22 protein-coding genes and 1 tRNA gene are annotated in these 25,278 nt (G+C 41.8%); 17 read left to right on the plus strand and 6 right to left on the minus strand.

Annotated features, from left to right (window positions below; translation table 11 throughout):
• Genes serC through glyA form a run of 3 tightly spaced genes read right to left on the minus strand, consistent with a single transcriptional unit; the run spans position 1 to position 3,681 of the window.
• Positions 1 to 1,101 carry a 3-phosphoserine/phosphohydroxythreonine transaminase gene (serC, locus tag B9Y69_RS05655; protein ID WP_085472060.1) on the minus strand — a complete coding sequence of 367 codons (1,101 nt, stop codon included), beginning with the start codon at positions 1,099 to 1,101 and terminating at the stop codon, positions 1 to 3.
• Positions 1,091 to 2,362 carry a benzoate/H(+) symporter BenE family transporter gene (locus B9Y69_RS05660; RefSeq protein WP_085472061.1) on the minus strand — a complete coding sequence of 424 codons (1,272 nt, stop codon included), beginning with the start codon at positions 2,360 to 2,362 and terminating at the stop codon, positions 1,091 to 1,093. Before B9Y69_RS05660 ends, serC begins: the two co-directional genes overlap by 11 nt.
• A 38-nt stretch (positions 2,363 to 2,400) precedes the next feature.
• Positions 2,401 to 3,681: a serine hydroxymethyltransferase gene (glyA, locus tag B9Y69_RS05665; protein WP_085472062.1), complete on the minus strand. Its 1,281-nt coding sequence runs from the start codon at positions 3,679 to 3,681 to the stop codon at positions 2,401 to 2,403.
• Positions 3,682 to 3,939: 258 nt separating this feature from the next.
• On the opposite strand from glyA, the gene B9Y69_RS05670 reads away from it, so the two are divergent.
• The 10 genes from B9Y69_RS05670 (at position 3,940) to B9Y69_RS05720 (ending at position 12,809) form a co-directional block, all read left to right on the plus strand.
• Entirely contained in the window at positions 3,940 to 4,920 is a 981-nt protein-coding gene (locus tag B9Y69_RS05670; RefSeq protein ID WP_085472063.1) for a deoxyhypusine synthase family protein, read from the plus strand.
• A 21-nt stretch (positions 4,921 to 4,941) separates the two neighbouring features.
• Complete coding sequence (locus tag B9Y69_RS05675) at positions 4,942 to 7,092, plus strand: cbb3-type cytochrome c oxidase subunit I (protein WP_085472064.1); 2,151 nt, start codon at positions 4,942 to 4,944, stop codon at positions 7,090 to 7,092.
• Positions 7,093 to 7,104: 12 nt separating this feature from the next.
• The gene (locus tag B9Y69_RS05680; protein WP_085472065.1) at positions 7,105 to 8,109 is read left to right on the plus strand and encodes a cytochrome c; all 1,005 of its coding nucleotides are present in this window, start codon (positions 7,105 to 7,107) and stop codon (positions 8,107 to 8,109) included.
• The gene (locus B9Y69_RS05685; protein WP_085472066.1) at positions 8,106 to 8,375 is read left to right on the plus strand and encodes a hypothetical protein; all 270 of its coding nucleotides are present in this window, start codon (positions 8,106 to 8,108) and stop codon (positions 8,373 to 8,375) included. The genes B9Y69_RS05680 and B9Y69_RS05685 overlap by 4 nt, the downstream gene beginning before the upstream one ends.
• Positions 8,368 to 8,772, plus strand: a complete 405-nt coding sequence (locus B9Y69_RS05690; RefSeq protein WP_085472067.1) for a cytochrome C — start codon at positions 8,368 to 8,370, stop codon at positions 8,770 to 8,772. The genes B9Y69_RS05685 and B9Y69_RS05690 overlap by 8 nt, the downstream gene beginning before the upstream one ends.
• 74 nt (positions 8,773 to 8,846) lie before the next feature.
• The gene (locus B9Y69_RS05695) at positions 8,847 to 9,584 is read left to right on the plus strand and encodes a type 1 glutamine amidotransferase (RefSeq protein WP_085472068.1); all 738 of its coding nucleotides are present in this window, start codon (positions 8,847 to 8,849) and stop codon (positions 9,582 to 9,584) included.
• Positions 9,585 to 9,594: 10 nt separating this feature from the next.
• A complete protein-coding gene (locus B9Y69_RS05700) occupies positions 9,595 to 10,731 on the plus strand; it encodes an aspartate aminotransferase family protein (protein WP_085472069.1) in 1,137 nt (378 codons plus the stop codon).
• A gap of 494 nt (positions 10,732 to 11,225) precedes the next feature.
• A complete protein-coding gene (locus tag B9Y69_RS05710; RefSeq protein ID WP_085472488.1) occupies positions 11,226 to 11,843 on the plus strand; it encodes a MarR family winged helix-turn-helix transcriptional regulator in 618 nt (205 codons plus the stop codon).
• Between the two features lie 152 nt (positions 11,844 to 11,995).
• Positions 11,996 to 12,066 (plus strand) — tRNA-Cys (locus tag B9Y69_RS05715).
• 83 nt (positions 12,067 to 12,149) lie between these two features.
• Positions 12,150 to 12,809 (plus strand): phosphatidylserine decarboxylase family protein, encoded by a 660-nt coding sequence (locus B9Y69_RS05720; RefSeq protein ID WP_085472071.1) that lies wholly within the window; start codon positions 12,150 to 12,152, stop codon positions 12,807 to 12,809.
• Positions 12,810 to 13,122: 313 nt separating this feature from the next.
• Here the strand turns inward: B9Y69_RS05720 and B9Y69_RS05725 are convergent, their stop codons facing one another.
• The 3 genes from B9Y69_RS05725 to B9Y69_RS05735 are packed head-to-tail and all read right to left on the minus strand — an operon-like array spanning position 13,123 to position 16,560.
• Entirely contained in the window at positions 13,123 to 14,157 is a 1,035-nt protein-coding gene (locus tag B9Y69_RS05725) for a DUF6630 family protein (RefSeq protein ID WP_085472072.1), read from the minus strand.
• Between the two features lie 46 nt (positions 14,158 to 14,203).
• Positions 14,204 to 15,649, minus strand: a complete 1,446-nt coding sequence (locus tag B9Y69_RS05730; protein ID WP_085472073.1) for an FAD-dependent oxidoreductase — start codon at positions 15,647 to 15,649, stop codon at positions 14,204 to 14,206.
• Between the two features lie 47 nt (positions 15,650 to 15,696).
• Positions 15,697 to 16,560 (minus strand): hypothetical protein, encoded by an 864-nt coding sequence (locus tag B9Y69_RS05735; protein WP_085472074.1) that lies wholly within the window; start codon positions 16,558 to 16,560, stop codon positions 15,697 to 15,699.
• Between the two features lie 213 nt (positions 16,561 to 16,773).
• Between B9Y69_RS05735 and rplS the strand changes: the two genes are divergently transcribed.
• The 7 genes from rplS to purB all read left to right on the plus strand — a co-directional run bounded on the left by rplS (position 16,774) and on the right by purB (position 25,146).
• Positions 16,774 to 17,121 carry a 50S ribosomal protein L19 gene (rplS, locus tag B9Y69_RS05740; RefSeq protein ID WP_085472075.1) on the plus strand — a complete coding sequence of 116 codons (348 nt, stop codon included), beginning with the start codon at positions 16,774 to 16,776 and terminating at the stop codon, positions 17,119 to 17,121.
• Positions 17,122 to 17,259: 138 nt separating this feature from the next.
• Positions 17,260 to 18,357: a carbohydrate-binding family 9-like protein gene (locus B9Y69_RS05745; RefSeq protein WP_085472076.1), complete on the plus strand. Its 1,098-nt coding sequence runs from the start codon at positions 17,260 to 17,262 to the stop codon at positions 18,355 to 18,357.
• A complete protein-coding gene (locus B9Y69_RS05750) occupies positions 18,347 to 19,429 on the plus strand; it encodes a family 10 glycosylhydrolase (protein WP_085472077.1) in 1,083 nt (360 codons plus the stop codon). The genes B9Y69_RS05745 and B9Y69_RS05750 overlap by 11 nt, the downstream gene beginning before the upstream one ends.
• A gap of 223 nt (positions 19,430 to 19,652) precedes the next feature.
• Positions 19,653 to 21,263, plus strand: coding sequence for a CTP synthase (locus tag B9Y69_RS05755; protein ID WP_085472078.1), 1,611 nt, complete (start codon positions 19,653 to 19,655; stop codon positions 21,261 to 21,263).
• A gap of 36 nt (positions 21,264 to 21,299) precedes the next feature.
• Positions 21,300 to 23,123: a membrane protein insertase YidC gene (gene yidC / locus B9Y69_RS05760; protein WP_085472079.1), complete on the plus strand. Its 1,824-nt coding sequence runs from the start codon at positions 21,300 to 21,302 to the stop codon at positions 23,121 to 23,123.
• A gap of 328 nt (positions 23,124 to 23,451) precedes the next feature.
• Positions 23,452 to 23,673: a hypothetical protein gene (locus B9Y69_RS05765; protein ID WP_085472080.1), complete on the plus strand. Its 222-nt coding sequence runs from the start codon at positions 23,452 to 23,454 to the stop codon at positions 23,671 to 23,673.
• A 123-nt stretch (positions 23,674 to 23,796) separates the two neighbouring features.
• A complete protein-coding gene (gene purB / locus B9Y69_RS05770) occupies positions 23,797 to 25,146 on the plus strand; it encodes an adenylosuccinate lyase (protein WP_085472081.1) in 1,350 nt (449 codons plus the stop codon).
• Positions 25,147 to 25,278: the final 132 nt, after the last annotated feature.

The raw sequence follows: 25,278 nt of genomic DNA on the forward strand, positions 1-25,278 counted from the left end.
TTATCCTCCATGCATTGCTGAATAACGAATTTCGTGCTCCTTTTGCGTGCTAAACTCCCGCATCGCGGAGACCAACACTTCAACATCCTGTAAGGTAACGGCATTGTAAAGAGACACCCTAAAACCACCAGTACTACGATGCCCTTCAATTCCGATTATGTAACGGTCACGCGAAAAATTTAAAAACTCTTGCTCCAAACCAGCCGTAACCATTGTGAAAGTAACATTCATCCGAGATCGATCTTCCGTCCTAGCAGTTCCTACAAAAAGAGGATTATCATCAATCTCTCGGTATAAAAGCGCAGCCTTAGCGTTATTCTCCAATTCGATTGCTGCCACCCCTCCCTTCCTTGTCAACCAACGAAAATTAAGCATAGCGACATAAATAGCATACACAGCTGGTGTATTGTACATAGACTTGTTCTCAATATGCAGCCTATAATCAAAAATGAACGGGATAACACGCTTTACATGTCCGAGTATTCCTTTCTTAATTATTACGATTGTAAGCCCTGCCGGACCCGCATTTTTCTGCGCACCTGCATAAATCAAGTTATATTTTGAAACATCAATCCGACGACTGAAGATATCTGAAGACATATCACAAACCAATGGAACGGTAACCTCAGGGGTAAAAGAAAAAGCGGTTCCGTAAATTGTGTTGTTCGAGGTATAGTGGAAATAGGCAACATTCGAAGACACCTTAAAATCCCGAGGAAGAAAATTATAGTTGGCATTGATCGAGCTTCCGACCACGACCACCTCCCCAAACCTCTTTGCTTCTTGGATTGCCTTGTTGGCCCACACGCCTGTATCTAAATAAGCCGCAAAACCATCCGGCGGAAGCAAGTTCATAGGCACCATCGCAAATTGCGTGCTAGCTCCTCCTTGTAGAAAAATTATATCATGTGTTTCAGGTACCTCCAAAAGGTCTCTCACCAATGATTCCGCTTCGTCGACTACATCCATAAAGTACTGACTTCTATGTGATATTTCCAGAATAGAAAGTCCTGTATTATTAAAATTCGTAATCGCTTTAGAGGCCTCTTCAAGAACCTCTTTTGCAAGTTTGCCTGGTCCAGCACCAAAGTTATACTTCATCTTTTTTTCTTAAATATTTAACATTATTTTTTAGGGAAATCGACTTTGTAGCAACTAGAGGTTGTTCCTGATGGACCGTTTTAATCCGAAATTTCACATGGATAATGGTGTAGGTCAATAAACCAGCCACCAAGCCCCAGAAAGCACCTCCAATCCCGAACAAACTGACATTTGCAGCAGATACGAGAAACGTTATCAATGCCGCCTCCCGAGTAGATGCATCCTCCATCGCATTAGAAATACTGCCCGCAATAGTTCCTAATAGAGCTAAACCCGCCAAAAGGGCAATAAATGAGGAAGGAAATGCCATAAAGAGCGCAACAAAAGTTACACCGAAAATGCCCACCAAGGTATAAAGAACGCCACATATAATTCCGGCTACAAATCTTTTTTTTGGGTTTTCATGCGTATCCTTACCCGTCGCTATTGCCGCTGTTATCGCTGCGACATTAAAGGGTGAAGATCCAAAAAAACCGAAAATCAAAGACCCCAAACCGGTGGCTGTAAGAATCGGATTTGCACTGATATTATATCCGTCATTTCGCAAAACCAGCATGCCTGGCATATATTGACCCGTTAGGGTAACGATAAACAAAGGTAGTGCAACGCTTAACAAAGAGTTTAGTGAGAAAGAAGGACTCGTATAGACAGGAACTGCCAAGCTCCATTCAATTGCGCTAAAAGAGATCTTATCACTCACAATCAAAAAACCGAGACCAATAACCAACACCCCTAATATCGCATATCGGGAAGTAAACCTTTTTAGGAAAATGAAGGAGCCAAATAGCAAACAGACCAACACGGGATCCACTTGTATCTCCTTAAAAGCATTGATACCAAATGGGAAAAGTATCCCTGCCAACAGACCGGCAGCAACGCCTTTGGGAATAAGTTTAATCAAGCGATTAAACATACCTGATAAACCAAGCAACAGAAATGCAGCTCCCGAAATCAGATAAGCACCAATCGCATCGCTATAGGGTATACCATCCAGCGCCGTAATCAGAAAAGCCGCACCGGGAGTCGACCAAGCGGTAATAATGGGCATCTTATATTTTATACTCAACCATAGTCCACTTAGTCCCGTACCGACAGAAACAGCCCATACCCATGAGGTCGTTAGCTCCGGACTAAGTCCCGCTACTTTTGCTGCTTGAAAGACTAAGATAAAAGTCCCCCCATAATTAACAATAACGGATACAAAGCCTGCAATCAACAGACTGGGAAAGTCACTACTTTTAAGTTTATTATCTTGATTCATTAGGCAATAGATTAGATTTTCTCAATAGATAACGGTTATTAAAGCACAAACAACGGACGATCCATCATCATTTCAGCGACTTCCTTTTTCACCTTTGCGTGCAATATCGTATTCCCCTTATCACGCAATACGGTATCGACAAAGTCCACTATCGTTTCCATATCCGACTCCACCAATCCTCGGGTCGTCACGGCTGCTGTTCCAACACGAATGCCAGAGGTGAGTGCTGACGGAAGTGTATCAAACGGGACCATATTTTTATTAACCGTAATCCCGGCTTGTTCCAAAAGATCCTGCGCCTCCTTACCGGAAAGATTTTTATCACGAATATCGATTAACGATAAATGATTATCCGTACCACCAGAAACAACCTTATAGCCACGCGAATTGAAGGCCGCAGCCATCTTTCGGCTGTTACGCTGTATCTGCTTGACGTAACTGGTGTATTCGTCTGTCAAAATTTCACCAAATGCTACCGCCTTGGCCGCAATGATATGCATCAGTGGACCACCTTGGATCCCTGGGAAAACAACACTATCGAGCACACTTGACATCATTCTTAGAGATCCATTCGCACTCTTATACCCTAGCGGATTTTCAAAATCCTTACCCATCAAAATCACACCTCCTCGCGGTCCGCGCAACGTTTTATGCGTAGTGGTCGTAACGATATGACAATACGGAATTGGATCACTCAACAGCCCCTTTGCAATCAATCCCGCGGGATGCGCTATATCGGCCAACAATATTGCGTTCATTTTATCGGCAATCTCCCTAAATCGTTTATAGTCGATATCTCTGGAATAAGCACTTGCACCAGCAATGATCAGACGGGGTTTTTCTTGAAAAGCCTTGAGCTCAATAGCATCATAATCCAACAGTCCCGAATCACGATTAACGCCGTAAAATGAAGGAGTATATAGCTTGCCCGAAAAATTAACCGAAGATCCATGGGTAAGGTGTCCACCATGCGTCAGATCAAAGCCTAATATTTTATCCCCCGGTTGTAAACAAGCCGAGAACACCGCTGTATTCGCCTGCGAGCCAGAGTGCGGTTGAACATTGGCATACTCAGCTCCAAAAATTTCCTTGGCTCTAGACTGTGCAATGTTTTCCACCAAGTCAACAAACTCACACCCTCCGTAGTAACGCCGGCCTGGATACCCTTCCGCATACTTGTTGGTTAAGATAGATCCCGCCGCAGCCAAGACATCTTCACTCACAAAATTTTCAGAAGCGATGAGCTCCAGACATTCACGTTGTCTCTTTGACTCTCGATTTATTATTTCAAATAGGATATTATTGTTATTTCTCGTCATATCTGAACTGGTTTATTTTATTTACACCACAAAACTATAGGGAAGCTGTATCATTTAACTGGTTCAGTTTGTTTATTCTAGATAGTCCAGCTAAAATTGGTAAACCTTCTATTTGGACCAGTATCATTTACCACAACTGAACCACTACACCCATCCAGTCATTACCTAGCTTTGTCCCGAGATCAGGTATAAATGTTCAAGAGAAAAACGATTATACCTTAACATTAATAATAGTTGGATGACTGAGTGCTAAAAGAAATGAATAATACAAAAGGACCTATCGGGCAGTTCATGGAACGCCATTTTTTACACTTCAATGCGGCTTCACTTATGGATGCAGCCAAAGGCTATGAGGCACATTTAGCCAATGGTGGAAAGATGATGATTACGCTGGCAGGAGCTATGAGTACAGCAGAGCTTGGCATATCCTTGGCAGAAATGATTCGTAAGGACAAAGTAGCTATTATCAGTTGTACCGGTGCAAACATCGAAGAAGACATTATGAACCTGGTTGCACATAGCCATTACAAGCGTATACCTCACTACCGCGACCTCAGTCCGCGGGACGAAGGACAGCTATTACAACAGCACTACAATAGGGTAACCGATACCTGCATACCAGAAGAGGAGGCGTTTAGACGTATCCAAAAACATTTATTCGAAATATGGAGAAAGGCAGACCAATCCGGCGAGCGGTACTTTCCCCATGAATACATGTATGCCCTCATAAACAATGGCGTACTATTACCTTATTATGAGATAAATCCCGACCATTCCTGGGTGGTCGCAGCCGCAGAAAAAAACTTACCCATTGTCGTCCCTGGTTGGGAGGATAGCACAATGGGAAACATATTCGCTTCTTATGTCATGAAGGCTGAACTGGATGTACAGATTGTAAAAAATGGAATCGAATACATGATTTATCTCGCGGATTGGTTTAGAGAAAATAGTGCCGAAGCTGAAATGGGCTTTTTCCAAATTGGCGGAGGTATCGCGGGAGATTTTCCTATTTGTGTGGTACCTATGCTGTATCAGGATATGAAGATGGAATATATCCATTGCTGGAGTTACTTTTGTCAAATATCAGATGCCGTCACCTCTTATGGCTCATACTCCGGCGCTAGCCCCAATGAAAAAATAACCTGGGGGAAACTCGACCTGAACACCCATAAATATACCATCGAATCCGACGCAACTATTGTCGCACCACTCGTATTTGCCTGGGTTTTACAACAATAATATATTTTAAAGTCTACCCATATGAAACACATCAGATTAATATTACTCTTACTTCTTTCTGGACCTGCTGTATTGGTAAACGCGCAAGATATGCTTCCTTATACGACACGTTTAGACTTAACATCTTTAATTATAGGTTTTATTTTGGTTAACATTTTACTCTTGTTAATGATGACTATGACCTTCAAGAAACAGGTAGATAGTTTTATCTCTTTCTATAAAAAACAGCATGGATCTACTCCAAATACCGAACGGTTCAAAACGAATGTCAAGAACCTGACAAGTAAACAAATTACTGAACTAATAAAGTTTAAAAATGAAGTTAAGAAAAACAAAAAGTTACTTCTACTTTGCTTTATTCCGATACCGATCAGCCTACCCAACATTGTTGCAGCGCAAAAAGCACCAGTTGCTTCGCAGAATGCAACCAGCAATTCTATATGGGAACAGGGGCCTGTAATTATCACCATTATCCTCCTGCTATTAGTCCTTTTGACGACCGCTATCGTGTTAATTATTAAAGTCAAGTGGAGTATAAATAGTAAAAAAAACAAACTCAAGCAAAAAGAAGCAATCGATCTAGCCGACTACTTAAAAAGTGTGCCCGATCGTTCGCTCCGCACGATTAAAAATCAAAAGGAATCTCTAGACTATTCCTTGACGCACCATGAATTAAGCGGAACCTTACCTACGGCGGATAAACGCGGCTTACTTCATATTCGTCCAGAGGCTGGATTACCCATAGTGTCCGCAAAGAAGAAAATGCGTTCGGATCATACGATCGATCCTGCCCTCTCTAAAGTCATACAATGGTACTTCATAAGTGCAACCTTTTGGTTACTATTTGGCACCACCGTCGGTGAATATTTGGGTATAAAATTCGTAGCTCCGGACGTAGATAGCCTCAGTTGGCTAAACTTTGGAAGACTTCGGCCGGTACATACCAATGCAGTTTTTTGGGGGTGGTCCTCGCTTGGGATGCTTGGGCTTGGATACTATATTGTTCCTCGCGTCAGTAACAGCCCTCTCGCAAATATAAAATGGGCTTGGTACGCTCTACATTGTATTAATCTCTCCATTACGCTAGGTTCTATCACTCTGATGATGGGAATCAACAACGGTGGTGGCGAATACCGGGAATATATTTGGCCTATTATGTTAATCTTCGGAATTGGCCTTGCGCTGACACTATCCAATTATTTCATCACAGTGGCTCGCCGCAAAACAACAGAAATATACATTTCCAATTGGTATATCGTATCTGCTTTATCTTTTTTTACGATAGTTGGACTAGTTGGTTACTTGCCACAGTGGCAGAAAGGACTAGGCGAAACCATTGTTCAAGGTTACTATATGCATCAAGCGGTGGGTATGTGGTTTATGTTATTTACACTTGGTATTGTTTATTACTTTTTGCCTCAGCAACTAAATAAACCGATATATTCTTACAGCCTAGGGATTCTTGCCTTTTGGGCGCAAATAGTCTTTTATACCTTGATCGGTACGCACCACTTCGTGTTCAGCGCTATTCCCTGGTGGCTACAGACCGTCGCTATTGTAGCGAGTGTAGGTATGGTAATTCCCGTTATCGCGGGAACCACCAATTTTTTAATGACCTTCAAAGGGGCGTGGTATAAACTACGCGATAGCTATACCCTCCCGTTCTTCCTAGTAGGTATCATTTTTTACTTCACCGGGTCTATGCAAGGTACGGCTGAAGCCTTCCGTTATGCCAACCTGATTTGGCATTTCACCGACTTTACTGTGGCACATTCGCACATGACGATGTATGGAATCATCACTTTTTTATTATGGGCAGGTATCTACTCTCTGATTCCACAACTCACGGGACGCGAAGCACCGCAACTAACTATTGGAATCCACTTTTGGTTGGCTTTGATTGGATTACTTCTATATTCTATACCCTTGATGTATGGCGGAAGTCTACGTGGATTATCTTGGATCGCAGGCGAGCCTTTTGTAGATAGCGTGAGTCTGATGCTTCCCTACTGGCTCTGGCGGGCTATCGGTGGCACACTGATGTGGCTCTCACACCTCGTCTTTGCCTTTAATATGTACAAAATGATAGCTCGCCCCCTGCCTTCCCTTGCGATCGAACAGACGGCTATTGATTTACTCATGAAAACAGATAACAAAATGCACGATAACTAATACTTCAACAATATGGAATTCTTTGACAATCATAAGAAACTATTTGGTGTAGCTACATTACTCTTCTCGGTCTTAACCTTGTTTGTTGCCATTTTTCCTGCTATCAGCAATCAGCGCTACATCAAACCACTTCCAGATGCTCCCACTTTAACGGAGGCCGCTGCACGTGGAAAAGCACTATATATTTCAAATGGATGTGTTGCTTGCCATAGTCAACAGGTACGAAATATTGAGATGGATAAATCTTGGGGTACTAGGGCTTCATTAGCGGCAGATTACGCAGGAAATACCCGTACCGATTTTTGGCGTAATACAGCCACCTTGATGGGTACAGCACGGATTGGACCCGATTTAACGGATATCGGAAATAGACAACCTAGCCTCGAATGGAATCTGGTTCATTTATTCAACCCGAGAATCGTTGTGCCTGAATCCATTATGCCCGCGTACCCTTGGTTATTTAAAATAACCAAGGAGGTAACCGAAACCGATTTTGTCGTAAACATACCAGATGAAGGCCTTATCAGTAACACACAAAAAGTCGTAGCAACACAAGACGCCTTAGATCTAGTGGCCTATTTACAATCGCTAAAACAAACGCCCCTTCCTGATGGAACAGCATTGCCCAAATTCTTACTTGAAAAGACCGAGACCAATGATGCCGCAGTCAAAACATCCACTGCCGAAGGGAAGGCGTTATATGTAGCTCACTGCCAAGCCTGTCATCAGGCCAATGGAAAAGGATTACCGGGTGCCTTTCCGCCTTTGAAAGGTAGTGGTGTCGTGACCGGTCAAAATCTAACCCTGTATGTGGATATTATCATGAACGGATACGATGCTCGTCCAGAATATGGAGCAATGTCTGCCATTGGAGCCAATCTGGGATGGACTGAAAAAGAGGTTGCAGCCATTATAAACTATGAGCGTACGAGCTGGGGCAATGCTGCACCAGAAGTAACAACGACGGAAATAAAAAAGATACTGGATTTTTTAAAGGATAAAACGAAACAACAATGAAACACACCTTAGTCTTACTGGTCGCAATGTGTTATGCATTCACCACACTTTCATGCCCCGTTTGTGAACGCAATCAACCGAAACTATTCCGAGGCTTGGTTCATGGAGCTGGTCCGGATAGTCAATGGGACTACATCATTATAGTGGTAACGACAATCATCGTGTTGGTCACCCTTTATTTTTCAGTCAAATGGTTGATTCAGCCAGGAGAAGGCGCTAACGGGCATATCAAAAGACGGATATTCAAAAATTTTCAAGATGAATAATCAAAGTAAAGTCATCATTTTCATTGATGATCAATTAGAACCAATAGCACATATTCACACACCTACGGTCTTCGATCTAGATACGCATAAGCTTACCGATGGTCCGCATGTTCTCAAAATCGTGAGCAAAGATCCAAGTGGCAAAGAAGGCATCCGGAAGATCCCTTTTACGGTACGTAACGGTCCCGCTATCGTGGTGGAGGGGATTAAGGAGAACGATATGGTTGACGGCATATTACCCATTATGGTCAATGCCTATGGTAAGGGAGACCAGCAATCATTCCTCATATCGGGGAGCGAAACACCGCAGAGCATCCCATCGTGGGTTTGGGTTATTATTATCTGCTTTATCGGCTGGGCTATGTACTATCTCCTCCGATATCTTCCGCATCCTTGATTTTTTCACAACGCACGATACATCACTCTATTTAAGCACAACATACGCTCAATCATATATAAACAAAGAAAAAGATGAAAATACATTACTTACAACATGTGCCTTATGAAGGTTTAGGTTTTATCGAAACCTGGCTCCATATCAATAAACACGACGTATCTGGCACTCATTTTTTTGATCCCGACCATCAATTACCCGAGGTAGCCGAACTGGATGCCTTAATAATTTTAGGTGGACCGATGAACGTAAATGAGGAAGAAGCATACCCTTGGTTACAGGTGGAGAAACAATTTATCCAAGAATGCATCAAATCCGGAAAAAAGGTATTCGGTATTTGCCTCGGTGCGCAACTGATTGCTACAGCATTAGGAGCTTCGGTCAGCCGAGCCACTAGTAAAGAGATTGGATGGTTTAGGGTCGTTCCAACCAAAGAAAGTCAACAACTAATCTGGTTTTACGAATTATTCAAGAAAAAACCCGTTGTATTCCATTGGCACTACGATCGTTTTGATACGCCAGAAAATGCGGTAGACATGCTTTATTCTCCAGCAAACTTAAACCAAGCTTTCTATCTTAACGAAAACGTCATGGCAATCCAATTCCATCTGGAAATAACCAACGATTGCCTAGAACAATTTTTGATCCACGGAGCCAGTGACCTAGACACTAGATATTACGTACAAACAGCCGAAGAAGTAAGACGAGGTAGAGTTAATATTGGAAATTGCCATACTATTCTAAGTGTAATATTGGACAGGTGGCTCCAAGCCGAAAAAAAGAAATCAAAGAACAAGCAAGTACAACTGTCTTAAAGAAAAAAACATGAATACTTTCGACGTATTTAATAAACTACCGCTGCAAATCGTAAAGGGAAAAGGTTCACATGTATGGGATCTACATAATCATAAATATCTCGATCTCTATGGTGGTCATGCCGTTATTTCTGTAGGACACAGCCATCCACACTATATAGCGACAATAAAAAAACAACTGGAACAGGTTGCTTTTTATTCCAATAGCATCGAGATGCCGTTGCAAGATACAATTGCTCAGAAGCTGGGTATCTTGTCAGGACTAGAAAATTATCAGTTTTTTTTATGTAATTCGGGTGCCGAAGCCAATGAAAATGCCTTAAAACTCGCTTCATTTCACAATGGCCGTAAAAAGACAATTTGCTTTACGGGTGGATTTCATGGTCGTACATCCCTTTCGGTCGCTACGACCGACAATGCCTATATTAAGGCACCGATTAATGAGACTGCCAATGTGATCCAACTACCATTTAACGATTGTGTTGCGTTACAGAATCTTTTCTCGGAAATGGGAGAACAGATATCTTCAGTTATCGTGGAGGGAATACAAGGTGTAGGTGGAATAATTCCCGCTACGCCCGAATTTTTAAGCACGATTCGAAACTGCTGTACTCAATACGGCGCTATTTATATTGCAGATGCCATCCAGTGTGGCTATGGTCGAACAGGTCAATTTTTTTCGCATGATATTGCTGGAGTGAAGGCCGACATATATACTATGGCGAAAGGAATTGCCAATGGCTTCCCCGTTGGGGCTTTGGCTATAACCGACTTCATAAAACCGAGCAAGGGACTACTGGGCACCACTTTTGGCGGAAGCTACCTGGCCTGTGCAGCCACATTCGCCGTACTTCAAATTTTTGAACAAGAAAGTTTAGTCTTTAGAGCAAAACAAACAGGTGAATATTTAATTGGTGAGCTCTCAAAAATGGATAAAGTCGTTGCCGTTAGAGGGCGGGGTTTAATGATTGGTATTGAATTACCAAAAGAATTGTCTTATATCCGTACACAGCTTATGGAGATCGACCGGATCTTGACTGGGGAAGCTGGTCCGCAGATTATACGGGTACTCCCCGCACTAAACCTTTCCTTTAACGATGCCACCTTCTTTCTAGAAACCTTGCATACACGTCTATCTCAAGCCTGAAAGCAATCGCGGAAAAACCTTGTACAAAGGCAGAGCATGCTAGTCCAGTTTTTAAAATGACTGGGAAACCAGTAAAACTTTCAGTTGGAAAGTTTTTTTAGTTAGACATCCTAACTATATTTGAAGTAGGTTAAATAAATAGAAGTCAAACAAAAACTTTTAAGAAATGTCAAAATCAATTTTTTATCACGCAGGTTGCCCCGTATGCGTTAGTGCGGAGCATGAGATTATTAACTTAATCGGAGCAGACAATGTAGAAGTCGTACATCTTGGCGAGGTGCGTAATCGAATCGAGGAGGCAGAGAGAGCAGGAGTAAATTCGGTTCCGGCTTTAGTCACCACCACTGGTAATGTCTTGCACATTAATTTTGGGGCCTCCCTTGCGGATGTAAAGGGCTAAGAATTGCTCCACAAAGTTAGGTTAACTATCTTTGTGGAGTATTTTCGCACTTTCCGCGTTAATGTACGGAAAGCGGCACCAAACTATAATATCTATGATAGATAAATCCGATTTTCTAGAGGAGAACGACGGGCATGAAATAGAGGCCAAAATTATAGCATCTCTCGAGCGGATATCCCAATCTTTTCGTGTCTTGTTATGGAAAGAAAGTGTAGAATTTGGCTTAAGCCCAATCCAAATACAGGTGCTGATTTTCCTGCTGAACCACAGTGAAGAACGAAGAAAGGTAAGTCTACTAGCCCAAGAATTCGACCTGAGTAAGGCAACGATTAGCGACACCATCAAAATACTGGCGCAAAAGGAATTAATCACGAAAGAATACGGTGGTAGCGACACCCGAAGTTACACTATCGATTTATCTAAAAAAGGACGTGATATCGCGCTCCAAACATCTTCCTTTACTCGGGAGATAAGAAAGCCTATAGATAAGTTGGGCGCTCACGATAAAGAACAACTATTATTAAATTTACTTGATATTATCGCACATCTGAATCAAGCTGGAATTATTTCCATACAACGCATGTGTTCAACCTGCTCATACTACAGCACAACGGAAGACCAAATCCCGCACTTTTGTAAATTATTAAACAAACCACTTCATGTAGGGGATCTAAAAATAGATTGCTCCGATTATCAACAGGTTACCCTTTAGTATAAATTATTAAGCTCGAAGTTCCTCTTCCCTACCTGGCCCACCTGTATTCTATAAACTGAACCACTAAAACAAACCACCCTCTATGTATCTTTGTTGTGTTATCAAGAAAAAGGTATTGCAAACATCTTGATAGCATAACAACATAAAAAGGTCGGATGGCTGAGTGGTTAGGCGAGAGTACGCAATGCTCTTTACAGTGGTTCAAATCCATTTCCGACCTCACGTATTTCAAGCAAAAAGAGAAATCACGTTAGGCTTCGAGTAGCGTGATTTTATAGAAGGAATATCTTTAACCACTACAACATGACCATACACAAAGAAGGCACGCCAATCATTGTTACATCTATCGTAATCCTGAGTCTACTGAACCTCCTTCTATACTTATTCACATCAGACCTATGGGTATTAAAGCTAATATTGGCTACTCTAAGTTTAACGATATTCCTGATAATTCTCCAGTTTTTCCGAAAGCCTAACCGCATCCCAGTTACATTGGAAAAATCTATAATTGCTCCATGCGACGGTACTGTCGTGGTTATTGAAGAAGTCCACGAGAGCGAATATTTTAATGAGCCTCGCTTGCAGATCAGTATTTTTATGTCCCCCTTTAATGTTCACGTTAATTGGACTCCCGTAGCTGGCGTCGTACAGTACTTTCAATATCACCCTGGCACACACCTAGTGGCCTGGCATCCAAAATCTAGTGAAAAAAATGAACGCACAACCACCGTGATACGTATGAACACAGGAATGGATGTTCTCTTCCGTCAAGTTGCTGGAGCGCTCGCCCGAAGGGTATGCTGGTATATTACTCCCGGTCAAAAGGTCTCGCAAGGTGCTGAGATGGGGTTCATAAAGTTTGGCTCTCGAATGGATGTTTTTTTACCTTTAAACTCTGATGTCCATGTTAAGTTAGGTGACAAAACAAAGGGAACATTTACAGTACTGGCTCAACTACTGTAAATGTTCCATAGACACAATTCGATCCATATTAAGTTTATTATCATTTTTTTCAAGTATAAAGAAAGGAAAAGAACAATAATATTGGCTCATATATTTAAAAAATCACAACGGTTTACGCAGTGTGTATATCTATTTTGCAACCCAGCTAGGGCAAAATGATCATTTACACAAACGAGAATAAAGCTGTAATAATCTTCTTTAGATAAATTGGTTCAGACTGCCACATCGCTACACTTCTTGCAGTGACGTGGCGCTGTCTTTTCAGATAGCGCCATTTTATACCTGTCAGCACACCGGTAAGACTACCGTGGCACTATCGAAACATATTAAAATCTCTAAAATCTTTCGGAATAGGAATCACCTTTACAGGCGTACAATTTTCCAAAAAAGCAATGATTCTCGTTATATCCTCTTCAGGATGAAGAATCATAAACAAAGAATAGTCAATACCAAAATCCAGCAATCGTGCTGTCAAGCCAAATTGATTGAAAGCCTCCTCAAATCCCATAAGAACCCCTTCATGTGTAATAAATTTCCTGTTCTTAAATAACCCAGAATTCGGAAGGGTTAAGCAAATATTAAATCTTTTTTCTATATAACCCTCCATCCGTGTCCGAAACATATCGACTAAAGTTCGACATTCCAAGCGGAGTATAAACGGAATCTCCCTTTTCTCTAATTCGTAAGAAAGTCCATCGATACCCGAAATAAGATCCCTATACGACGTACGCTCCACCAGGGATTCAATAATAGTATAATCCTCTTTGCGCGACAAGACCCAAACCATATCGATCAATAGCTTTTTAACGCCCTCCTCCATTTCGTCGATCCCTACTACAGGCTCATACTTCTCCCAATCCTGTGTAAAGACGATCTTCTCTACCCCATCTCCGATCTTTTCCAAATGGGATACACAAACCACATACATATCGGCCTTACAAACAAAAAACCAACACTGATCGATTTCATTACGGATCATACCTAAACGAAAGCCTTGCGTGCTTAAAGCTTCATCATATTTCTTCAGCACATTGTCATAAGAAATATGGTAACTGATTGGAAATTGTTGGCTTTGAGGGATAATCACCTCCATATCGAAATTCCGTTTCACCAAATAGCGTATACTACCTTCTAAATCAGCAATATCCGCCTTCCAGTCAAGTACAGCAACAAATGGTATATCAGCATCGTCACTACGATAAATTAACTCTTCAAGGATATCGAACGGCTTAGATGACGGAGGAAACCCAGCTAAAGTCGTTTCTAACCAAGCCAAATAGCGCGGATTCAGAACCAAACGACAGAATTCCTGTATCGCATCCCTCCCTATCTCATCTTTGCTTATCATCAGCCTAATATTTGTAAATTATAAATTCCAAAGTCAGATCAAGAGATTACTTTTTCTTCAAACACCGTCCTCGAGGCTCATCCCCCACATGCAATACCGTCTCCGAATGGAGAAACTGCGCAGCAGCAGCCGAGTCTTTCACCTTCACCGAACTACGTTCCAACATCTCCGACTCAAACTCTGTCAACACCGCATCCCGCAACCCCTGCTCTCGCCAATGCGGAGAGCGACATCCACGCGCAATCCCCCGCGCCAGTGCCAACGCATCCAGCAACGCTTGATTTGCCCCCTGCCCTTTGAAAGGGCTCATCGGATGTGCCGCATCTCCAATCAATGTTACATTTCCCGCATCCTTTAATAATTCCGCACCCAGCAAGGCACGATCATAAACAGGGTAACCCGAAATCAATGTTTCTGCAGTTCTTCCCACGATCTGTGGAATAGGATCATGCCACTGTGTTATACGACACGCTTCCTCCTTCAAAGCCCTTGGCCCTTGCGCACTTAATGCCAAAGCTGCTTCCTCGGTTATGGGAAAACTCAGTTGCCACATCACCGAATCGTGCGTATACGGCATAACATAAATACGCTCCTTACCATTCGCCGTCTGAAATACTGTTGCTGAATCCAGCAATGGACTCCCTAGATCTGTAAGCTCTTGCAACGGACAAATTCCCAATATCACCATACAATCCAGGTAACGCAAAGGAGTCACCCCATCCCCGATCAACTTCTTGCGCACCACACTTCGGATCCCATCAGCTCCCACCACGAGGTCTGCTTTCGTCTGTTTTATTTCTCCAGAAACGTTAAAAGTCAACAAAACACCGCCGCCTTGTCTCTCCTCAAAATCCAATAACTGATGGCCCCACTGCACCCGATCATCGCCCTCAAGTTGACCCATTATAGCCTGACGTAAAGACTGGCGTGCAATATGTATATTAGAACGTTTAGTGTAATCATTATCTTTTAACGGCACCCATTTCCGCATCCCCCACTCTCCCAATACTTCTCCTTCTACGGTATGCACCAGATGGCGTGTAGAATTTACGCCACCTTCCAAATCAAAAATCCCCAAGCCTTTTATGGCTTTGCTAGCCTGTTGTAACGTCAATCCATAACCTTGCGATCGCATATTAAAATCCGCATCGCGCTCATACAGAGTAAAAGGAATGCCCCGTTGTAAACATGCGACAGCCAAAGCCATCCCTCCGATGCCTCCACCAATAATAGCAACATGCGGATAGTTTTCATTGCCTAACAAAGGATCATCCACAGCAGAAACCAAAGCCAAGCCCGAGCCATCACAGCTTGGGCATACAAAAAGATGCCCTTTCGGGCGCACCGGAGGATTCCCCACAGCCCCCTTTTTTTCAAACGCATCTAATGTCGCCTGATACTGGAGGCGTACTTTATTGGGGAGCCTCCGCCTTCTTTTCCCTTCGCCCTTACAGGCCGGACAAACCGTCCACTCATTGATGCTATTTTCCAATATGATTACTCCCTATTAATTCCTAATAAATATGACCTGTACAGCTACTACTTCAGCTCAAATGGCGCAGCATCGATATATTTGCTGGGACGGATATAGGCTGTTTTCCGATCCGCATCGAAAATCCAGTTAAAGCGCTTCAACAAGTCAGCCCCAAAAAAACTAAAAGGCTGCGTTTTAAGATTCCCAACAAAAAAACCAACGGACATATTCTGGAGCGACGTCTCTCCTATTTTCATCTGCCCCAAAGACGCTTGCTTCGTGGTAACGCTCGCGCCGGCTGAGTTTTTCAATGTTTTCTCTGACTTCACCAATAATTTATTGTCAAGGTGCTGCTCCGCCGAAAAAGTATCATCGTAGAGCAATCCACCCGAATAACCCGACTGAAGGAAAAAAGAATGCTGCAACGAAGAATCTCCAATAAAACTGGTCACATCAACAAACAACGCTTCTCCCCGAATATGTACAGGAATTGATTGATAGCCCTCCAATACGGGCAACTGATCGTACACCACAAATTGACTGTTGTCATAATCGATCATAAAAACCTTTCCAGCAAATAGCCCGGTACCGATTTTACCATCCGACCCCGGCCCGGAGAGCTCGTTATCAAAAAAGGTAATATCATTCTTTTTCAATCCCGCTATTTGCACGGTATTCCCCGCACTTACTCCCTGATGAAAAGACAATGTTTTAGCCGGACGGGTGCGTTGTGGCGAGAGAGAGGCATCCTTCATCGCCACCTGAAACATCAAATGCAAACTATCTGTATCATTTACGACAGCTTTGACTAGCATATTATTATGATCCGACAGCGTAAATGGAATCACCGTTTGACCGAAAACGCTTGCCCCACTGATTCCTAGCGAAGCAAGTAATAAAGTCAACATATAAAAATAAACAGACCGCATAGCTTTAATGTTTAATCAACACATCAAAAATAGAGAAAATGAAAACAAGTAAAAAAATTAAATGAACCATCGATTATTTTTACTACCTTTGCACGCACTATAGAAAACTAGTTCACTTTTTTTCAATAGTAGTTTTGTATTTTAAAGAAAAAAAACGTAATATTGCAATCCGATTTTTACAGGATATAAATCGTTTAATAATTACTCAAAATCATGGATTTAGTAAAATTTGTAGAAGAACAAGCGGTAGTAAAAAATGAAGTTCCCGCTTTCAAAGCTGGAGATACCATCAGCGTTCATTATAAAATTCGCGAAGGAAATAAAGAGCGTGTTCAGGTGTACCAAGGTGTTGTTATTCAATTAAACAGCGAAGGTGTTAACGCTACTTTTACCGTTCGTAAAATTTCTAACGGTATCGGTGTTGAACGTATTTTCCCTGTAAATTCACCTAACATTGACAAAATCGAGGTTAACAGCGTAGGTAAAGTACGTCGTGCGAAGTTATTCTACTTGCGCGGTCTTACTGGTAAAGCAGCTCGTATCAAATCGAAACGCATCTAATTACCTTAGATTACTTCAAAAAAATAAAAAAAAGACCTTCGAGGTCTTTTTTTTATTTCCGCCCGCCCCAACTTGTTCACAACATTTATGTTACAATAGGATTTATCCGGCATTAATCCTTATTTTCAAGCTGTAACAATGAAAAGAACAACACTAGTACTCAGCCTTTTTACTATCGCCACACCTGTTGCAGCGCAATCCAATCTACAGGAATATCAGCGCATGCAGAGTCCGATAAAAAATTACGCTGTCCCGAAAACCACAGCCCCCATACACATTGATGGAAAAGCAACGGAAGACGCTTGGGAACATGCTGCCTGGAGTGATGAATTTATAGACATCGAAGGGCACAGCAAACAACACCCTGCTTATCAAACAAAAGTCAAGATGCTCTGGGACGAGGACAACCTATATGTATACGCGCTCCTCGAAGAACCTCACGTATGGGGCGATCTCACCAAACAGGATGACATCATCTATCACAACAACGATTTTGAGATTTTTCTTAAGCCCTACGAAAGACATCCCTTTTATTACGAGATCGAAGTAAATGCGCTCAATACCATTATGGATTTGATGATGCCAAAGCCATATCGATTGGGCGGCGAAGCAATTATGCACTGGAATGTCAATCAACTGCAAAGTGCCGTCCATGTAGAAGGGAGCTTGAACAAACCACAAGATCAAGATAAATACTGGGCTGTAGAAATGGCTATCCCTTTTCGAGCATTACAGACATATGGTAAACGATCCACACCTGCCATTAACGACTTCTGGCGCATCAATTTCTCACGTGTACAGTGGCAGCATGAGATAAAAAACGGCACCTACACACGCAAAAAGAAAGACGGTAAAACAATACCCGAAGACAATTGGGTATGGTCACCTATTGGTATTGTAAATATGCACTATCCGGAACGCTGGGGCTACCTCCACTTTGTCGATAAACAGACAACCGAAGTATCGTACCCACGCTCTTACCACGTGGAACAGGAGGCTTGGAACATTTTTTATTTACAACAGTTATTCAAAAAAGAAAAAAAGGCATTTGCGCACAACCTAGAAACATTGCAAAAGAACTTCCCCAAAGCTTCGTTGAGGAACGACAGCTTACAGCACCTTTTTTTTGTAGACGATGCTAAATCCTTTTATAGAGTGCAAATCAAGGACACAAACCACCATATCACTGCTACTATAGATAGTAATGGTAATTATACAATACATTATGAACAGTAGAAGAAACTTTATCAAGGCTGCCGGGATGGGACTAGCAGCCATGCAGCTATCCCCGCGTGTAGCCACCGCGCTTCCGTCGAATGCTGAAGCACCGTTACTTTTTGATTTTTGGTTATGGGCCAGACCCAAAGAAAATGAGACCGATGCAGTCTTAAAAAACAGATACAAGAGTTACCGTGACGCAGGTGTTCGTGGAATCTTTTTTGAAGATTACCAGAAACGTCATTTTCAACTGGCGAAGGAGTACGGTTTAGAAACCCACCGATGGATGTGGACTATGAACCGAGGTGAAAAAGAACTATTGGAAAAACACCCCGAATATTATGCTGTCAGCCGCTCAGGAAAATCATGTGCCACCAATCCCCCTTATGTAGGATACTACCGATTCCTTTGTCCATCGCACCCCGATGTGCCAAAATATTTGGAAGACAAAGCGCGAGAACAACTGCAAAAGGAGGATGTAGACGGTCTACATCTCGATTATATCCGCTATCCGGACGTCGTACTTCCTATCAACCTATGGCAAAACTACAACTTAGATCAATCCACCGAACTCGCCGATTACGACTTTTGTTACAGTCCATTCAGCAAAGCTCCCTTTTTAAAAGAAACCGGCATCGATATAGACACCGTTGAACGTCCTGAACAAAGTCTCTCTTGGCGTTCTTTCCGATACCGCCAGATTACAAAAGTGGTCAACAGAATTTGTGAGGCCGCCAAAGATTATAAAAAACCCGTTACTGCCGCCGTCTTTCCAACGCCAGATTTGGCACGCCGTATTGTGCGCCAAGATTGGGCCAACTGGAACCTATCGGGTGTGTTCCCGATGATATACCATGGCTTCTATAAAGAACCGGTACAATGGATCGGAACAGCTGTATCCGAAGGTGTACAAGCGCTACATGGCAAGTTCCCGCTATATGCCGGCTTGTATTTACCAGACTTCAAAAACCTAGCCGAGCTAAAACAGGGTATCGTGCTCGCAAAAGATAATGGAGCAGCAGGGATCTCCCTTTTCGGCGAAAGCGATTTCGATCAACCGACCATCGAGCTGTTACGCTCGATACGCTAAACATATTCGACATAAAAAACATGAAGGCGGTCGACAAAAAAAAGCCCGGCCGCCCTACTTATCCTACTAAAATCCCCCTTGTCCACCTCGACGTTTCATAGTAGTGCAACATTTCGTTTTAATTTCGATTAATCCCGAAAAAACATTACCTTTGTATCCCGTACATGAAGTAGATAAACGGCCTTCTTTTAGGTGCATTTATTACTGAAATCCCATTATTGCTATGAGTAAATATATCTTTGTTACGGGCGGCGTAACCTCGTCGTTAGGAAAGGGCATTATTGCAGCATCTCTTGCCAAACTCCTACAAGCTCGCGGTTTTAAAGTTACCATCCAAAAATTTGACCCTTACATCAATATCGATCCAGGGACACTGAACCCGTATGAACATGGGGAATGCTATGTTACAGAAGACGGTGCAGAAACAGATTTGGATCTAGGTCACTATGAGCGTTTCTTAAATGTTCCTACTTCGCAAGCCAACAACGTAACAACAGGTAGAATCTATCAACATGTTATCCAACAAGAACGTGCAGGGGCTTATTTAGGTAAGACCGTTCAAGTCGTTCCACATATCACAGACGAAATTAAACGTCGCATGCAATTGCTCGGACAAACGGGCGAGTACGATATTGTTATTACCGAACTAGGTGGTACAGTGGGCGATATTGAATCACTTCCTTTTATAGAGGCGGTACGTCAGCTTCGTTGGGAACTAGGAAACAGTGATTCCTTGGTTATCCACTTAACATTGGTGCCTTACCTAGCTGCTGCAGGTGAGCTTAAAACCAAACCGACACAACACTCCGTAAAAACATTATTGGAATATGGTATTCAACCGGATATTTTGGTTTGTCGTACCGAACATAAGTTAACGCAAGAGATTCGCAAGAAACTTGCGCAGTTCTGTAATGTAAATATCAATGCGGTTGTAGAATCTATTGATGCGCCAACCATTTACGATGTGCCATTGAATATGCTGAAAGAGCAGTTGGATAAAACAGCATTGGCGAAACTAAAACTCTCTACTAAACAAGAGCCCGATCTAGAAAGCTGGAAAGTTTTCCTTGGTAAACTTAAAAACCCAACCGGTGAAGTTAATATTGGTCTAGTGGGTAAATATGTGGAGCTTCCGGATGCCTATAAATCTATCGTAGAAGCATTTATTCACGCGGGATCAGTAAATGAGACGCGTGTTAAAGTGAAATATATCGCAGCAGAAAGCGTAACAGCAGAAAATGTCACTGAAAAATTAAAAGATCTCGATGGGGTGTTGGTAGCTCCTGGTTTTGGCGAACGCGGATTAGAAGGAAAATTGGCTGCCATTAAATTTGTACGTGAAAATCAAATTCCTTTCTTCGGTATCTGTTTGGGTATGCAATGTGCTGTTATTGAGTTTGGCCGCAATGTCTTAGGACTACAAGGAGCAAACAGCTTTGAGATGGACGAAAACACACCACATCCAGTCATTAACTTGATGGAGGAACAAAAGAATATCACCAATATGGGTGGAACAATGCGTCTAGGAGCTTATGACTGTGATATTAAAAAAGGAAGCAAAGCGTTCGGTATCTACGGTAAATCAAAAATATCGGAAAGACACAGACACCGCTACGAATTTAATAATGCCTATTTAAAACAATACGAAGAAGCAGGTATGATTGCCTCTGGAATTAATCCAAAAACAGGATTGGTGGAAATTGTAGAACTAAAAAACCACCCTTTCTTTGTTGCGGGTCAATTTCACCCAGAATTAAAGTCAACCGTTGCAAATCCTCACCCACTTTTTGTTAGCTTTGTAGCCGCTTCTTTGGCAAACAAAAAACATAAGTAGTAAAAAGTGGAGTACAAGAAAACTAAAAAATAAAAAATGGATAGAAATACCCTTATTGGATTAGTGCTGATCTTCGGGATTCTTGCCGGTTCATTTTATCTAATGAAACCTTCGGAGCAAGAGTTAAAACAAGAACAGAAGTTACAAGATTCATTAAAGAATGTTCGCACTGGCGTAGAACCATTGTCGGACTCACTAAAATCAAACACAACTGCCGTAATCGATTCAGCAGCTTTGTTAAGTAAACCATTCGGCAATGCACGTTTAGGACAAGAGCAAATTGTAACCTTAGAAAACGAGTTTATCATTGCAAAGATCAGTTCTAAAGGTGGACGTGTAAAGTCGGTCGAACTGAAAAACGAAACAAATTACGATGGTACGCCATTAATGATTTTTGAAGGTGAAAACAATAAATTTGGTTTTGCATTCAAAGCAAATGGTGAAAACGTAAACACAAATGACCTAAACTTCACACCACTTTCGGGCAATGTATCGGTACAAGACGAAGATACAAAAGCCGTGGGGTTCCGTCTGAGCTATAGCGAAAATCAGTACATCGAATATACCTACTCCATTAAAGGTAAAGATTACAACCTCGGTCTTGACGTAAAGACTGTCGGTATCCAAAACCTAATGGACGTAAAGACAAGCTCCCTCGTATTAAACTGGGAAACGACGTTGCTACAAAAAGAATTCAATGCGAAATCAGAGCGTGAAAAATCTACTATCTTTTTCAAAAATGCAGCAGGTAGTGTCGATCACCTTTCTGAAACAGGAGACGACAAAGAAGAACTGGACGAGAAACTTAATTGGGTTGCCTTTAAGCAACATTTCTTCTCTACAGTACTATCTAGCAAGCAGCCATTAAGTAATGCAAAACTAGCGGTTAACTTTGGCACGCAGGATCATGTAGTAAAACACTATACAGCTACCGCAGATGTAGAGTTCTCTTCTCAAAAGGACAACAACTATAACTTTAGCTTTTTCTTCGGTCCAAACAAATACAAGGTCTTAAAAGCGCAAGGCGATGATTTCCAAAAAATCATTAATATGGGTTGGGGACCAATGGGATGGATCAACAAATTTATTACGGTACCTATCTTCGACTTCTTAGATGGCTTTAGCTTAAGCTATGGTATCATTATCTTGATTTTAACCATCTTCCTGAAAGGTATTTTGTTCCCACTTACGTTCAAATCGTACCAGTCGATGGCAAAAATGCGTGTTTTAAAGCCGCAAATTGATGAAATCAAGGAAAAGGTAGGTGAAGATAACCCGATGCTATTGCAACAAGAAACAATGAAACTCTACAAACAAGCGGGTGTAAACCCACTCGGAGGATGTTTACCATTGTTATTGCAAATGCCATTCACATTAGCCTTCTTCTTCTTCTTCCCGAATTTATTCGAGTTGCGCGGAGAAAGCTTCCTATGGGTAAAAGATCTATCGACCTACGATACGCCGATTACCTTCGCTCCTATTTTCGGTATCAGCCATATCTCATTGATGTGCGTGCTGATGACCCTAACAACGTTGCTTACGACCTGGTACAATAACGCTACTTCAGGCGCTGCCAACAACCAGATGAAATATATCGGTTACATCATGCCGCTTGTATTCTTCTTTGTGTTGAACAGCTTCCCTGCTGGTCTGAACTACTACTACTTCTTGGCAGCGGTATTAACATTCTTAACTCAGGTTATTATTCGTCAATTTGTAGATGATGACAAAATCTTGGCTAAGATTGAGAACAACAAAAAGAATCCAAAAGAGACGACGAAAAAGAAATCTTCCTTCCAACAAAAGATGGAAGACATGATGCGCCAACAACAGGCCAATCAACAAAATAAAAACAAGTAACCTTATAGAAAGACCCGACAAAAAATCGGGTCTTTTTTTTGCAATATCTGGGACCTGAAGCCGCGCTAATGCATCCTTAACGGCTATTTATACGGTAGAATCCCAAAAGTTTTTTGTTTTGAAAATATTTTTTCACAAAAATGTTGCAATTCGACAAAACAGTATTATATTTGCGCCGGCTTTAAGGAATTAAAGAAACTAAATGCGTGAAAATCAGGATATTTTAGTTTATTTATTTTTTTCTTTAAAAGTTGGGTTACCTTTCGAGGTTACCGGTATAAAAGGATAATAAACAAATTTGTTTCAATTAAAATAGAAAATTAAAAAGATGAAAAATTTATTCAAATTCGGATTTTTAGGATTAGCTTTAACTATCGCTTTCGCTTCATGTGGTGGCGCAGAAACTAAAACTGAAGCTGCTGCTGATTCAGTTGCTACTGCAGTTGAAGGTGCTGTTGATTCAGTTGCTGCTGTTGCAGATTCTACAGTAGGTGCTGTAGCTGATTCAGCTAAAGCTGCTGTTGATTCAGTTGCTAAAAACGTTCAGTAATCCGAATATTATTTAACGATTTTGCGAAAGCCTGTACCTTGCGGTACGGGCTTTCGTGTTTTATATACGTTTATCCTCTAGATTTTCTTACTTTTGCACTATCAATAAAAATTATTCATCATCATGAACTTATCAGCACTGACTGCAGTAACCCCTATCGACGGAAGATATCACAATGCAACAAACGAATTGTCCAATTTCTTCTCCGAATTCGCTTTAATAAAGTACCGTGTATTAGTCGAAGTAGAATACTTCATTGCACTGAGCGAATCGGGCATACCACAGTTAGCACACTTTGATGGCTCATTAAATGAGAAACTACGTAATATCTACAAAAACTTCTCTTTGGAAGATGCACAATGGATAAAAGATACAGAAAAGGTAACCAACCATGATGTAAAGGCTGTTGAGTACTTCTTAAAAAATGAATTCGAAAAATTAGGCCTGCACGACTCTTTAGAGTTTATCCACTTCGGATTAACATCGCAGGATATAAACAATACGGCAATCCCCTACTCCTGGAAAGAAGCGATCAACCAATCGTACCTACCAAGTATCGAGGAATTGCTGAATGAATTAAAATCCTTGTCCACAGCTTGGACGGAGATTCCAATGCTGGCTCGTACACACGGACAGCCTGCTTCACCAACGCGCTTAGGAAAAGAAATCTACGTTTTTATTGAACGTATCGAAAAACAATTAAACGCATTGCAACAAGTACCCTATTCAGCCAAATTTGGAGGAGCTACTGGGAACTTCAATGCACATTACGTGGCTTACCCTAAAAACGACTGGGTTGCATTCGGAAATAAATTTGTGAATGAATCCTTGGGCTTATCTCGCTCACAAACCACAACGCAAATCGAACACTACGATAATTTTGCGGCGAGCTGCGACGCCTTCAAACGTATTAACAATATCCTGATCGATTTATGCCGTGATATCTGGACATATATTTCCATGGATTATTTCAAACAAAAGATCACCGCTGGACAGATTGGTTCTTCGGCCATGCCACACAAGGTAAACCCGATTGACTTTGAAAATGCAGAAGGAAACCTGGGAATAGCTAACGCAATCTTTGAACACTTGGCAGCGAAATTACCAATCTCGAGATTACAGCGCGACTTAACGGACTCTACCGTATTACGTAATATTGGTGTCCCATTTGCGCATACATTGATCGCTATAAAATCGACTCTACGTGGCTTGCGCAAGTTGATCTTAAACGAATCTGCTTTACAAAAAGATTTAGAAAATAACTGGGCCGTAGTAGCCGAAGCTATCCAAACGATCTTGCGCCGTGAAGGATACCCTAAGCCATACGAAGCATTAAAAGACTTAACAAGAACAAACACGACCGTAACGCAAGAAACTATCGCTGTCTTTGTAGACGGGTTAAATGTTTCGGATGAAATCAAAGCAGAGATCAAACAAATATCGCCGAGCAACTACACCGGTGTAAACGCGTAAGCTTTGACGAATAGATGACGAGCAATAGTACACTTTTCGTGTATATTTGTCGTCTAGAAGTAGACCGTACAGCAAACAAAAAGAGACAATTAAGTCGAATGCTCAACGTTCTCTTTGTATATTAACAACAGA

The sequence above is a fragment of the Sphingobacterium psychroaquaticum genome, from assembly GCF_900177625.1.
GTDB lineage: Bacteria > Bacteroidota > Bacteroidia > Sphingobacteriales > Sphingobacteriaceae > Sphingobacterium > Sphingobacterium psychroaquaticum.

Excerpts from the sequence above, each read along its gene's own strand:
- B9Y69_RS05700 (WP_085472069.1), top strand. The coding sequence starts at position 9,595 with ATGAATACTTTCGACGTATTTAATAAACTACCGCTGCAAATCGTAAAG.
- purB (WP_085472081.1), top strand. The coding sequence starts at position 23,797 with ATGAACTTATCAGCACTGACTGCAGTAACCCCTATCGACGGAAGATAT.
- rplS (WP_085472075.1), top strand. The coding sequence starts at position 16,774 with ATGGATTTAGTAAAATTTGTAGAAGAACAAGCGGTAGTAAAAAATGAA.
- B9Y69_RS05685 (WP_085472066.1), top strand. The coding sequence starts at position 8,106 with ATGAAACACACCTTAGTCTTACTGGTCGCAATGTGTTATGCATTCACC.
- serC (WP_085472060.1), bottom strand. The coding sequence starts at position 1,101 with ATGAAGTATAACTTTGGTGCTGGACCAGGCAAACTTGCAAAAGAGGTT.
- B9Y69_RS05695 (WP_085472068.1), top strand. The coding sequence starts at position 8,847 with ATGAAAATACATTACTTACAACATGTGCCTTATGAAGGTTTAGGTTTT.
- B9Y69_RS05710 (WP_085472488.1), top strand. The coding sequence starts at position 11,226 with ATGATAGATAAATCCGATTTTCTAGAGGAGAACGACGGGCATGAAATA.
- B9Y69_RS05670 (WP_085472063.1), top strand. The coding sequence starts at position 3,940 with ATGAATAATACAAAAGGACCTATCGGGCAGTTCATGGAACGCCATTTT.
- yidC (WP_085472079.1), top strand. The coding sequence starts at position 21,300 with ATGGATAGAAATACCCTTATTGGATTAGTGCTGATCTTCGGGATTCTT.
- B9Y69_RS05660 (WP_085472061.1), bottom strand. The coding sequence starts at position 2,362 with ATGAATCAAGATAATAAACTTAAAAGTAGTGACTTTCCCAGTCTGTTG.
- B9Y69_RS05765 (WP_085472080.1), top strand. The coding sequence starts at position 23,452 with ATGAAAAATTTATTCAAATTCGGATTTTTAGGATTAGCTTTAACTATC.
- B9Y69_RS05720 (WP_085472071.1), top strand. The coding sequence starts at position 12,150 with ATGACCATACACAAAGAAGGCACGCCAATCATTGTTACATCTATCGTA.
- B9Y69_RS05690 (WP_085472067.1), top strand. The coding sequence starts at position 8,368 with ATGAATAATCAAAGTAAAGTCATCATTTTCATTGATGATCAATTAGAA.
- B9Y69_RS05680 (WP_085472065.1), top strand. The coding sequence starts at position 7,105 with ATGGAATTCTTTGACAATCATAAGAAACTATTTGGTGTAGCTACATTA.
- B9Y69_RS05750 (WP_085472077.1), top strand. The coding sequence starts at position 18,347 with ATGAACAGTAGAAGAAACTTTATCAAGGCTGCCGGGATGGGACTAGCA.
- B9Y69_RS05675 (WP_085472064.1), top strand. The coding sequence starts at position 4,942 with ATGAAACACATCAGATTAATATTACTCTTACTTCTTTCTGGACCTGCT.
- B9Y69_RS05725 (WP_085472072.1), bottom strand. The coding sequence starts at position 14,157 with ATGATAAGCAAAGATGAGATAGGGAGGGATGCGATACAGGAATTCTGT.
- B9Y69_RS05745 (WP_085472076.1), top strand. The coding sequence starts at position 17,260 with ATGAAAAGAACAACACTAGTACTCAGCCTTTTTACTATCGCCACACCT.
- B9Y69_RS05755 (WP_085472078.1), top strand. The coding sequence starts at position 19,653 with ATGAGTAAATATATCTTTGTTACGGGCGGCGTAACCTCGTCGTTAGGA.
- glyA (WP_085472062.1), bottom strand. The coding sequence starts at position 3,681 with ATGACGAGAAATAACAATAATATCCTATTTGAAATAATAAATCGAGAG.
- B9Y69_RS05735 (WP_085472074.1), bottom strand. The coding sequence starts at position 16,560 with ATGCGGTCTGTTTATTTTTATATGTTGACTTTATTACTTGCTTCGCTA.